Below are 11691 nucleotides of genomic sequence, written 5' to 3' on the forward strand. Positions count from 1 at the left end.
GGGTGGGAGTGGGGTCTGATGCGACTGGTCACGGCCGCTCAGATTACTGACCGGTAAGGGATTCGGTAAGACAGGCGACGCGAAGTGCGGGCGAACCGCGAAGAGTTCGCCCGCGCTTCCGCCGTTCGTCATCCGACTCGCCCGACGTGCGGGCTACTTGGTGACGCCCGCGTCCTTGAGTGCCGTCTCCCACTGGGCGACGGTGGACGGGTTCTCGATCTTCTTGTCGTTGATCTTGATGGTCGGGGTCGAGTTGACGTCCTCGGTGTCGTCGAAGGTCTTGCTCATCCTCATCGCCCAGGCGTCGTAGGTCCCCTTCTCGACGGCGTCCTGGAACTTCTTGTTGTTCTTCAGCGCGTCGACCGTGTCGGCCACCTTGATCAGATAGCTGTCCTCGGCGAACTCGTCGGTCGACTCCTCCGGGTGGTACTTCGCCGAGTACAGCGCGGCCTTGTACTCCAGGAACGCGTCGGTGCTGACGTTCAGCGCGGCGCCCAGCGCGCTCAGCGCGTTCTTGGAGCCCTCGCCGGTGAGCCTGTCGTCGAGGAAGGTGCCGAGGGTGAAGGAGAGCTTGTAGTCACCGTCCTCCATGCCCTTGTTGACGGTCTCGCCGATGGTCTGCTCGAAGGAGGCGCAGGCCGGGCAGCGCGGGTCCTCGTAGAGGTGGACCGTGTTCGTGGACTTGGAGTCGCCGATCACCACGGTCGTGCCGTTCTTGCCCGACGTGTTGGCGGGGGCGACCACCTTCGCGCTCGCGGCCTGCTCCCACCCCGTGGGCTTGCTGTTCTGCACGACCGCGTAGCCGATGCCGCCCGCTATCGCGAGGACCGCGACGATCGAGCCGGCGACGACGGCCTGCCGCCTGACCTTGGTGCGCCTGGCCTGGCGCTCGCGCTCCTCGCGCAGCCGCTCACGGGCCGCCCTCTTCGCCTCCTGGCTGTTCCGCTTGCTCATAGTGGTGATCTCCATGTGGGACGCGCACACGTCGTGCGCGGGATACGTGTGGGTGACTGCTTGTGCTCAGGCGCTGTCGGCGCGGCGAGGCGCCGACGGGCTGCCGCTCAGGCGACAGCGACCGAGCACGGCGGTCCACGCCGTCCCAGGGAGTACGCGAGGAGCAGGGTGCGCACGGTGGTCGTACGGCGCACGGAGCGCGGCATCCGGGGCCTCGCCGCCACGGGCCGTACGGTGACCGCGGCGACCGCGAGCAGCAGCGGCCGGAAGCCGGCCGCGACGACCGCGCCCAGCATCTGGGCCAGCGCCCGCTCACCGCGCCGCAGCCAGGCGGCCGCGAGGAGCCCCACGCCGACATGCGCGGCGAGCAGCAGCCAGGCTGCGGCCGGATCGGCGTGGGCGAGGAGCGCGGCCGCCCGGCCGGGGTCACCGGTGACCGGGGTCAGGGAGGTGCCCACGCCGCTGCCGCACAGCACGTCGAGGCCGACCTGGCGCAGGGGGCCCGCGACCGGGCCGCCCGTCCTGCCGTAACAGGCGTGCTGACCGGCCGTGAACACCGTGTCGGCGGCGAGCTCCAGCGGGACCAGCAGCGCGGCGATCCGTCCGAAGCCGCGCTCACGCCCGGCCAGCGCGTACGCGGCGAGGAAGACGGCGGCGGCGATCGCGGCGACGGTGCTCAGCGGCAGCGGGACCCGGGACAGCAGCACGTGCGACGCGGTGCTGAGTGTCACGGCGAGTGCCGTGAACAGCGCCGCGCGTACGGCTCTGAACTGGGTCCCGGATATGTCCATCGCGTTGGAGAGTGTCCCACGGACTCCCTTAAGCAACGCCTAAAGGGTGCCTATGAGATCGCCTATGAGATCAGGGAGCCCCGTGACGTCGCCTTTCGTGTCTACAGGCCGGGGATCCGGCCGTTGCGGAACAGGTCCACGAAGATCTGGTGGTCCGCACGCGCGCGTGCACCGTACGCGTGGGCGAAGTCCACCAGGAGGGGCGCGAAGCCGTCCTCGTCGGCCGCGATCGCCGCGTCGATGGCCCGCTCGGTGGAGAACGGCACCAGGGACTGGCCGGACAGGTCGTCCGCCGCCGCGTGCATCGTGGCCGTCGCCCGGCCCAGGTCGGCGACCACGGCGGCGATCTCCTCCGGGTCGTCGATGTCGCCCCAGTCCAGGTCGACCGCGTACGGCGACACCTCGGCGACCAGCTGGCCCGCGCCGTCCAGCTCCGTCCAGCCCAGCCACGGGTCGGCGTGCGCCTGGAGGGCGCGCTGCGAGATCACCGTGCGGTGGCCCTCGTGCTGGAAGTAGGCACGGATCGCCTCGTCCGTGATGTGGCGGGAGACGGCCGGGGTCTGGGCCTGCTTGATGTAGATCACCACATCGTTCTCCAGGGCGTCGCTGTTGCCCTCGAGCAGGATGTTGTACGACGGCAGGCCCGCCGAGCCGATGCCGATGCCGCGGCGGCCGACGACGTCCTTCACCCGGTACGAGTCCGGGCGGGTCAGCGACGACTCCGGAAGCGTCTCCAGATAGCCGTCGAAGGCCGCCAGCACCTTGTACCGGGTGGCCGCGTCCAGCTCGATGGAGCCGCCGCCGGACGCGAAGCGGCGCTCGAAGTCACGGATCTCCGTCATCGACTCGAGCAGCCCGAACCGGGTCAGCGAGCGGGCGTCGCGCAGCGCGTCCAGCAGCGGGCCCTGGGCGGTGTCCAGCGTGAACGGCGGCACCTCGTCGCTCTTGGCGCCGGTCGCGACGGCGTGGATCCGCTCGCGGTACGCGCCCGCGTAGATCGTCACCAGCTCCGTGATCTGCTCGTCGCTGAGCGCCTTCGCGTACCCGATCAGCGCCACGGAGGCCGCGAAGCGCTTCAGGTCCCAGGTGAAGGGGCCGACGTACGCCTCGTCGAAGTCGTTCACGTTGAAGATCAGGCGGCCCGTCGCGTCCATGTACGTGCCGAAGTTCTCCGCGTGCAGGTCGCCGTGGATCCACACGCGCGAGGTGCGGTCGTCCAGGTACCGCCCGTGGAGTATGTCCCCGTCTCCCCGTCCCGCGTGCTCCGCGTCGAGGTCGTGGTAGAAGAGGCACGCCGTGCCCCGGTAGAAGGCGAAGGCGGACGCGGCCATCTTCCGGAACTTCACGCGGAACGCGGCCGGGTCGGCGGCCAGGAGCTCGCCGAATGCGGTGTCGAAGACGGCGAGGATCTGCTCGCCGCGTTGCTCGGCGCTGAGCTGCGGAACCGGCATCGCTGGGTGCCTCCTGGTGCGGGTGGTGGTGCGTGACATGGTTGACGGACGGGCCGTCCGACAGGGACCGGATCCCCGGCCCCCCGTCCAACGCCCGACGGTACGCGGGAGTGCCCGCGCCCCCGGATGAAGGTACGGGGGACAGGCCTGTGAGTGTCAGTCGCGAGGCATAGACTTCGACGCTGTCCGCCGGACTGCCCCCAGCCCGTCGGACTGCCGTCGACCGCTCTTCTCCCTGGAGGCCGAAGCCGTGTCAAAGCCGCCGTTCACGCACCTGCACGTCCACACCCAGTACTCGCTGCTGGACGGTGCCGCGCGGCTCAAGGACATGTTCAAGGCGTGCAACGAGATGGGCATGACCCACATCGCCATGTCCGACCACGGCAACCTGCACGGGGCGTACGACTTCTTCCACACCGCCAAGGGCGCGGGCGTGACGCCGATCATCGGGATCGAGGCGTACGTCGCCCCCGAGTCCCGGCGCAACAAGCGCAAGATCCAGTGGGGCCAGCCGCACCAGAAGCGGGACGACGTGTCCGGTTCCGGTGGTTACACGCACAAGACGATCTGGGCGGCGAACAGGACGGGACTGCACAACCTCTTCAAGCTCTCCTCGGACGCGTACGCCGAGGGCTGGCTGCAGAAGTGGCCCCGTATGGACAAGGAGACCATCTCCCAGTGGTCCGAGGGGCTCATCGCCTCCACCGGCTGTCCCTCCGGCGAGCTCCAGACCCGGCTGCGGCTCGGTCAGTACGACGAGGCGCTGAAGTCGGCCGCCGAGTACCAGGACATCTTCGGCAAGGACCGCTACTTCCTGGAGCTGATGGACCACGGCATCGACATCGAGCGCCGGGTCCGCGACGGTCTGCTGGACATCGGCAGGAAGCTCGGCATCCCGCCGCTGGTGACGAACGACTCGCACTACACGTACGCGCACGAGGCGACCGCCCACGACGCCCTGCTGTGCATCCAGACCGGCAAGAACCTCTCCGACCCCGACCGCTTCAAGTTCGACGGCACCGGCTACTACCTGAAGTCCACGGACGAGATGTACGCCATCGACTCCTCGGACGCCTGGCAGGAGGGCTGCGCCAACACGCTCCTGGTCGCCGAGCAGATCGACACCACGGGCATGTTCGAGAAGCGCGACCTGATGCCCAAGTTCGACATCCCCGAGGGCTACACCGAGGTCACCTGGTTCAAGGAGGAGGTCCGCCGCGGCATGGAGCGCCGCTTCCCGGGCGGCGTCCCCGAGGACCGTCAGAAGCAGGTCGAGTACGAGATGGACGTCATCATCCAGATGGGGTTCCCGGGCTACTTCCTCGTGGTCGCCGACTTCATCATGTGGGCCAAGAACAACGGCATCGCGGTCGGCCCCGGCCGAGGCTCCGCGGCCGGCTCGATCGTCGCGTACGCCATGGGCATCACCGACCTCGACCCCATCCCGCACGGCCTGATCTTCGAGCGGTTCCTCAACCCCGAGCGCGTCTCCATGCCCGATGTCGACATCGACTTCGACGAGCGCCGGCGCGTCGAGGTGATCCGGTACGTGACCGAGAAGTACGGCGCCGACAAGGTCGCCATGATCGGCACGTACGGCAAGATCAAGGCCAAGAACGCGATCAAGGACTCCGCGCGCGTCCTGGGCTACCCGTACGCGATGGGCGACCGCATCACCAAGGCCATGCCCGCCGACGTCCTCGGCAAGGGCATCGACCTCAACGGCATCACCGACCCCTCGCACCCCCGCTACTCGGAGGCGGGCGAGGTCCGGTCGATGTACGAGAACGAACCGGACGTGAAGAAGGTCATCGACACCGCCAAGGGCGTCGAGGGCCTCGTCCGGCAGATGGGTGTGCACGCGGCCGGCGTGATCATGTCCAGCGAACCCATCGTCGACCACGCCCCCATCTGGGTGCGGCACACCGACGGCGTGACCATCACCCAGTGGGACTACCCCCAGTGCGAGTCGCTGGGCCTGCTGAAGATGGACTTCCTGGGCCTGCGCAACCTCACGATCATGGACGACGCCATCAAGATGGTGAAGGCCAACAAGGGCGTCGACCTGGAGATGCTCTCCCTCCCGCTGGACGACCCCAAGACCTTCGAACTGCTCTGCCGCGGTGACACCCTCGGCGTCTTCCAGTTCGACGGCGGCCCGATGCGCTCGCTGCTCCGCCAGATGCAGCCCGACAACTTCGAGGACATCTCCGCCGTGTCGGCCCTCTACCGGCCGGGCCCGATGGGCATGAACTCGCACATCAACTACGCGGAGCGCAAGAACGGCCGCCAGGAGATCACACCGATCCACAAGGAGCTGGAGGAGCCTCTCGAAGAGGTCCTGGCCGTCACCTACGGCCTGATCGTCTACCAGGAGCAGGTGCAGAAGGCCGCCCAGATCATCGCCGGGTACTCGCTCGGCGAGGCCGACATCCTCCGCCGCGTGATGGGCAAGAAGAAGCCCGAGGAGCTGGCGAAGAACTTCGTCCTCTTCCAGGACGGCGCCCGCAAGAAGGGCTACAGCGACGAGGCGATCCAGGCCCTGTGGGACGTGCTGGTCCCGTTCGCCGGCTACGCCTTCAACAAGGCCCACTCGGCCGCGTACGGACTGGTCTCGTACTGGACCGCGTATCTGAAGGCGAACTACCCCGCCGAGTACATGGCCGCGCTGCTCACCTCGGTCAAGGACGACAAGGACAAGTCGGCGGTCTACCTCAACGAGTGCCGGCGCATGCGCATCAAGGTGCTGCCGCCCAATGTGAACGAGTCCGAGCAGAACTTCGCCGCACAGGGCGACGACGTGATCCTCTTCGGCCTCTCGGCCGTCCGTAACGTGGGGACGAACGTCGTCGAGTCGATCATCCGCAGCCGCAAGGCCAAGGGGAAGTACGCCTCCTTCCCCGACTACCTCGACAAGGTCGAGGCCGTCGCCTGCAACAAGCGCACCACGGAGTCGCTGATCAAGGCGGGCGCGTTCGACACGATGGGGCACACCCGCAAGGGCCTCACCGCGCAGTTCGAGCCCATGATCGACAACGTGGTCGCGGTCAAGCGCAAGGAGGCCGAGGGCCAGTTCGACCTCTTCGGCGGCATGGGCGAGGAGGAGTCCAGCGAGCCCGGCTTCGGACTCGACGTGCAGTTCACCGACGACGAGTGGGACAAGACCTATCTGCTCGCCCAGGAGCGGGAGATGCTCGGTCTGTACGTCTCCGACCACCCGCTCTTCGGGCTGGAGCACGTACTGTCCGACAAGGCCGACGCGGGTATCGCCCAGCTCACCGGAGGGGAGCACGCGGACGGCGCGGTCGTCACCATCGGCGGCATCATCTCGGGCCTCCAGCGCAAGATGACCAAGCAGGGCAACGCCTGGGCGATCGCCACGGTGGAGGACCTCGCGGGCTCCATCGAGTGCATGTTCTTCCCGGCGACCTACCAGCTGGTGTCGACCCAGCTCGTCGAGGACGCGGTCGTCTTCGTCAAGGGACGACTCGACAAGCGCGAGGACGTGCCGCGGCTGGTCGCGATGGAGCTGCAGGTCCCCGACCTGTCCAACGCGGGCACCAACGCCCCCGTGATCCTCACCATCCCGGCCACGAGGATCACCCCGCCGATGGTCAGCCGCCTCGGCGAGATCCTCAGTCACCACAAGGGCGAGAGCGAGGTGCGGATCAAGCTCCAGGGGCCGCGCAAGACGACGGTGCTGAGGCTCGACCGGCACCGGGTGAAGCCGGACCCCGCCCTGTTCGGTGATCTCAAGGTGCTGCTGGGCCCGTCCTGCCTGGCGGGCTGAGGACCCGGCACCGGGGCAGGCCGGACACCGCGTCCGGACACCGCGTAGTGACGTGCGCGAGGGGCGCTTCCGCCATGGGAAGCGCCCCTCGCTGTTGTCCCCGGGGGTCGGCCGCCGGTGCCCCGCGTCAGTTGTGGCCGAAGCTCTTCTGCTTCTTGCGGGCGACGTCGGCCGGATTGCCCTGGGGCTGCGCTATGGACGTCTGCTGCGTCTCCATGGGACTTCGCCCGTCCTGCTCCTCCATGTGCTCGGGTCGCGAGGTGCGGCTCTGGCGGTCGGCCTGCTTGCGGTTCTTGTTCTTGGCCATGGTGTTCCGCCTCCTGTGGGGCTGGGGGTCAGGATCGCGACCAGATTCACATGGGCGGACAAGTCGTGCATGTCGGAGAATCACGGTGCGTGACACGGTCCGGCGGAGGGCGGTCGCACGTTGCGCCACGCCGGTGATCGAGTTCCGGCCGTTAACCTCCGTGAGGTCGGGCAGACTCGAAGGAAGCCCGAAGCAAACCTCCCGGAGAGAGGGTGGATCGAGTGGACCGCTGCATCGTCCTGGTGGACGCCGGGTATCTGCTCGGGGCTGCCGCCAGCCTTCTCGCCGGGGAACCCTCACGCTCCCGGATCACCGTGGACCACGCCGCCCTCATCCAGGGCCTGCGGGAGCGCGCCGAGTCGGACACGCAGCAGCCGCTGCTGCGCATCTACTGGTTCGACGGCGCCCCTGACCGTGTACCGCAGCCGGAGCACCGCAGGCTCCGGGTGATGCCGCGGGTGACCGTACGGCTCGGCGCGCTGACCCGCAGCGACGGGCGGTGGGCCCAGAAGGGCGTGGACGCGGCCATGCACGCCGAGCTCACCGAACTGGCGCGCAACCGGGCCTGCTCCGACGTGGTGCTCGTGACCGGTGACGGGGATCTGCTGCCGGGCATGATGGCCGCCAAGGAGCACGGGGTCGCCGTCCACCTGTGGGCCGTACAGGCCGCGGACGGTGACTACAACCAGTCCGAGGACCTGGTCGCCGAGGCCGACGAGCGGCGTGTGCTGGACCGGGCGTGGATCATCCAGGCCGTACGGGCCAAGGAGCTCGGCGGGGTGTGCGCGCCGCCGCCGGTGCCGCTGCCCGAGATCGCCGCGATCCTGTCGGCGCCGCTGCCGGACTCGGCGCTCGCCGCGTCCGAGCGGGGGGCCGAGGAGGCGGAGCACGTGCCGGCGGCCGCCGTCGCGCGCAACGGGACGGAGGAGCGGGGGCCGGCGTCCAAGGGGGTGCCGACACCGAAGGACCTCGCGGCCATGCGGACGGCCGGCGCGCAGACGGTGCAGCATCCCGCGAACGCCACGCTGCGGTGGTCGTCCGACAAGGGCTGGGTGGAGCGGCCCGGGGCGGTCGCCGAGCCGTCCGAGGCCGCGTCCATGCCGACGCTGGCCCAGCTCACCACGGCCGAGCAGCGGTGGGCCGACCGCGAGGAGGACATCACCACGGTCGGTGGCGACCCGTTCGAGGTGGGACAGGTGTTCGCACGGAGGTGGATGTCGCGGCTGACCGACCAGACACTTCTGCAGAAGCTGTCCGGCATGTATCCGCGGATCCCCCACCGGGTGGACGGGGAGCTGCTGCGCTACGCCGCCCGGTTCGGACTGCTCGCCCACAAGGACGACCAGATCGACGAGCACGACCGGTATGCCATCCGGGCCGGGTTCTGGCGTGAGATCGACGCCCGGACGGGGGCCGAGCATGCCCCTGCCGGGGAGTGAGCGGGGTTCTGCCGGAGGGGTGAGCGGGGTTCTGCCGGAGCGGTGAGCCGGGTTCTGCCGGAGGGCTGAGTGGGGGATGACGGCGGGAGGCGAGCGGGGCGACGGCGCCCCCACAGCGCCCAGGAGCCCGGTGTGTGGCTGACCGCCGTCGTGGTGGATCGTGAGGGTGGGTGAGCCCTGGGGGCCCGCCGATCATCCGGTGGCATCGGATGTGTGTGCATCGGGCGCCCCGGGCGATGGTCCGGTCGTGGGACCCCGTAGGCTCGTGCCTCGTGAGTACGCGCACGGAACACGGCAGTCGACATGGCCGGGATGTCGTGTGCGCGGTGCGGGGGCTGACGAAGACGTATCCGGCGGTGCGGGCCAGGCGCGGAGTGCCGGCGACACCCGAGGTGCGGGCCAACGACCAGGTCGGACTCCAGGTGCGGCGCGGCGAGATCTTCGGTCTGCTCGGGCCGAACGGGGCCGGGAAGTCCACGCTGGTTCGGCAGCTCACCGGGCTGATGCGGCCGGACGACGGCACGGTCGAGATCCTCGGCCACGACATCGTGCGGCACCCGGAGCGGGCCGCGCGGATCCTCGCCTACCTCGGGCAGGAATCGACCGCGCTGGACGACCTGACCGTGTCGCTGGCCGCGGAGACCACCGGGCGACTGCGCGGGCTCGACGTGCGGCAGGCCAGGGACGAGCGGGACGCCGTACTGGAGGAGCTGGGGCTCACGGACCTGGCCCCGCGGCCGATCAGGAAGCTGTCCGGCGGACAGCGGCGGCTGGCCTGTTTCGCCGCCGCCCTCGTCGGTGAGCGGCCCCTGCTGGTCCTCGACGAGCCGACCACCGGCATGGACCCCGTCGCCCGCCGGGCCGTGTGGGCCGCCGTCGACCGGCGCCGGGCCGAACGCGGCACCACCGTCCTGCTCGTCACCCACAACGTCATCGAGGCGGAGACCGTGCTCGACCGGGTCGCCGTCCTCGACAAGGGGCGGGTCATCGCCTGCGACACCCCCGCCGGGCTCAAGGAGAAGGTCGCGGGCGAGGTGCGCGTCGACCTGGTGTGGCGCGAGCGGGCCCCGCTGGACGTCCCGGAGGTCGCCGCGCTGCGCTCCCGGGCCGTCGAGTCCGGGCGCCGCTGGACGCTGCGGCTCGCCCCCGAGGAGGCCCGCGCGGTCGTGGCCACCGTCACCGGGGGCGCGGCCTTCGTGGCTCTGGACGACTTCACGCTCGCCACGCCGAGCCTGGAGGACGTGTACCTGGCCCTGGGCGGCAACGGGCAGGGGCTGGTGAAGGCGTGAACGCAACCGCGGCCGCAGCCGTACGAGACTGGGCGGCAGCCGGAGCGAAGAGGAGCAGCTCGACGTGAGTGTCGTACCCGCGGAGGTTCTGCCGGGCGGAGCCCTGGCCGTGGAGGAGCGTGCCGAGGAGGCCCCGGCCGCGCTCGGACCGCGGGCGCGGCTGTGGCCGTCGCTCGCCGCCGTGTACCGGGCGCAGCTCTCGCGGGCGCGCGTCGCACGGATCCCGCTGCTGTTCGTGGCGACCTTCCAGTCGATCGGGATCATGATCCTGATGCGGGGCGTCGTGGACGGCGGGGCCGCGGCCCGGGCCGTGGTCGCCGGGTCGTCCGTGCTCGTGGTCGCCTTCGTGGCGCTGAACCTGCTCGCCCAGTACTTCGGGCAGCTACGGGCCAGTGGGGGACTGGATCACTACGCGACGCTGCCGGTGCCGCCCGCGGCGGTCGTCCTGGGCGCGGCGGGGGCGTACGCGTCCTTCACCGTGCCGGGGACGGTGGTGGTCGCCGTCTTCGGGTGCGTGCTCTTCGGGCTGCCGCTGGCGCACCTGTGGGTGCTCGTCGCGGTGATCCCGCTCGCGGGGGCCGCTCTCGCCGGGCTGGGGGCGGCGCTGGGGCTGCTGGCCCCGCGGCCGGAACTGGCCACGCTGCTGGGGCAGTTGGGCATGTCGGCCGCACTGCTGCTCGGGGTGCTGCCCGAGGACCGGATGCCGGGTGTGGTGCAGTTCGCCCGTGATCTGCTGCCGTCGACATACGGGGTGGAGGCGTTCGCGCGGACCTTCGGGGGCGACCCGGACTGGGCGGTCGTGCTCGGTGACCTGGCCGTGTGCGCGGGAGTCGGGGTGGCCTCGCTGGCGGTCGCGACATGGGCGTACCGGCGGGCCGCGGTCCGATGACACGTCGGCCAGGTGCGCCTGGCACCATGTCAGGGTGACCGCACCGCTGACTCCCCCGCCGCCGCACGGACAGTCTCCGCAGAATCCTCCCTCGCACGGCTCGTCTCCGTACGGCCCTTCCTCGAACGGCCAGTCCCCGCACGGCCCGTCCCTGCACAAGGACTGGCAGGCTCCGCCCGCTCCCGGATTAGTGGCTCCCGCCGCTCATGACGTCACGTATGAAGAGGACGGTCCCGGGATGAAGACCGAAGTGCGGGAGGCCGCGATCATCACGGTGGGGGTGGCGCTCACCGGAGTGCTGCTCGGGGTGTTGTGGTGGTGGCTGGCGCCGCAGGTGCCGTTGGTCTCCGATGGTGACGCGGTGTACCTGCGGGACACCGAGGGGGAGCAGGCCATCGGGGTGGACGGGACGTTCGTGCTGCTCGCATTGGCCTTCGGGGCCGTGAGCGCGCTGGTCGTGTTCCTGGTGCGGCGGCGTGGGGGCGTGCCGTTGGTGGTGGCGCTGGCGGTCGGGGGGCTGCTGGGGTCGTTGCTGGCGTGGCGGCTCGGGGTCTGGCTGGGGCCCGCGGAGGATGTCGCGGCGCGGGCCAGGGAAGTGGGCGAGGGGGTGACCTTTTCCGCACCTCTGGAGCTTGGCGCGAAGGGGGCGCTGCTTGCCTGGCCGCTGGCCACGTTGGTGATGCATCTGGGGGTCACGGGGTTGTTCGGGCCTCGTGATCCCGATCCGTACGAGCAGCAGCATCAGCTGCAGAACCCGTACGGGGCGCCTCCGGTGTAGGGG

General features: G+C 70.2%; 9 protein-coding genes. 5 read left to right on the plus strand and 4 right to left on the minus strand.

What is annotated here, in order from left to right; translation table 11 throughout:
- Window positions 1–153: 153 nt before the first annotated feature.
- From FNH04_RS30745 to FNH04_RS30755, 3 genes are all read right to left on the minus strand, one after another.
- Entirely contained in the window at window positions 154–954 is an 801-nt protein-coding gene (locus FNH04_RS30745; protein WP_152789048.1) for a DsbA family protein, read from the minus strand.
- A 107-nt stretch (window positions 955–1061) separates the two neighbouring features.
- A complete protein-coding gene (locus tag FNH04_RS30750; protein ID WP_152789049.1) occupies window positions 1062–1745 on the minus strand; it encodes a hypothetical protein in 684 nt (227 codons plus the stop codon).
- A 101-nt stretch (window positions 1746–1846) separates the two neighbouring features.
- On the minus strand, window positions 1847–3196 hold the full coding sequence (locus FNH04_RS30755) for a DUF2252 domain-containing protein (RefSeq protein ID WP_152789050.1): 1350 nt from the start codon (window positions 3194–3196) through the stop codon (window positions 1847–1849).
- 250 nt (window positions 3197–3446) lie between these two features.
- On the opposite strand from FNH04_RS30755, the gene dnaE reads away from it, so the two are divergent.
- Window positions 3447–6986: a DNA polymerase III subunit alpha gene (gene dnaE / locus FNH04_RS30760; protein ID WP_322724305.1), complete on the plus strand. Its 3540-nt coding sequence runs from the start codon at window positions 3447–3449 to the stop codon at window positions 6984–6986.
- Between the two features lie 127 nt (window positions 6987–7113).
- Here dnaE and FNH04_RS30765 read toward each other — a convergent pair whose 3' ends face one another.
- Window positions 7114–7293, minus strand: coding sequence for a hypothetical protein (locus FNH04_RS30765; RefSeq protein WP_152789052.1), 180 nt, complete (start codon window positions 7291–7293; stop codon window positions 7114–7116).
- Between the two features lie 221 nt (window positions 7294–7514).
- Between FNH04_RS30765 and FNH04_RS30770 the strand changes: the two genes are divergently transcribed.
- The 4 genes from FNH04_RS30770 to FNH04_RS30785 all read left to right on the plus strand — a co-directional run bounded on the left by FNH04_RS30770 (window position 7515) and on the right by FNH04_RS30785 (window position 11688).
- Window positions 7515–8732 carry an NYN domain-containing protein gene (locus FNH04_RS30770; protein WP_322724307.1) on the plus strand — a complete coding sequence of 406 codons (1218 nt, stop codon included), beginning with the start codon at window positions 7515–7517 and terminating at the stop codon, window positions 8730–8732.
- Between the two features lie 317 nt (window positions 8733–9049).
- Window positions 9050–10021 (plus strand): ABC transporter ATP-binding protein, encoded by a 972-nt coding sequence (locus FNH04_RS30775; RefSeq protein ID WP_322724311.1) that lies wholly within the window; start codon window positions 9050–9052, stop codon window positions 10019–10021.
- Between the two features lie 64 nt (window positions 10022–10085).
- Window positions 10086–10910, plus strand: a complete 825-nt coding sequence (locus FNH04_RS30780; protein WP_322724308.1) for an ABC transporter permease — start codon at window positions 10086–10088, stop codon at window positions 10908–10910.
- A 34-nt stretch (window positions 10911–10944) separates the two neighbouring features.
- Entirely contained in the window at window positions 10945–11688 is a 744-nt protein-coding gene (locus FNH04_RS30785) for an AAA family ATPase (RefSeq protein ID WP_386573334.1), read from the plus strand.
- Window positions 11689–11691 lie beyond the last annotated feature (3 nt).

It is taken from the genome of Streptomyces phyllanthi, assembly GCF_009377205.1.
Lineage (GTDB): Bacteria > Actinomycetota > Actinomycetes > Streptomycetales > Streptomycetaceae > Streptomyces > Streptomyces phyllanthi.

Coding starts and splice junctions, on each gene's coding strand:
- FNH04_RS30745 (WP_152789048.1), bottom strand. CDS start 954: ATGAGCAAGCGGAACAGCCAGGAGGCGAAGAGGGCGGCCCGTGAGCGG.
- FNH04_RS30750 (WP_152789049.1), bottom strand. CDS start 1,745: ATGGACATATCCGGGACCCAGTTCAGAGCCGTACGCGCGGCGCTGTTC.
- FNH04_RS30755 (WP_152789050.1), bottom strand. CDS start 3,196: ATGCCGGTTCCGCAGCTCAGCGCCGAGCAACGCGGCGAGCAGATCCTC.
- FNH04_RS30765 (WP_152789052.1), bottom strand. CDS start 7,293: ATGGCCAAGAACAAGAACCGCAAGCAGGCCGACCGCCAGAGCCGCACC.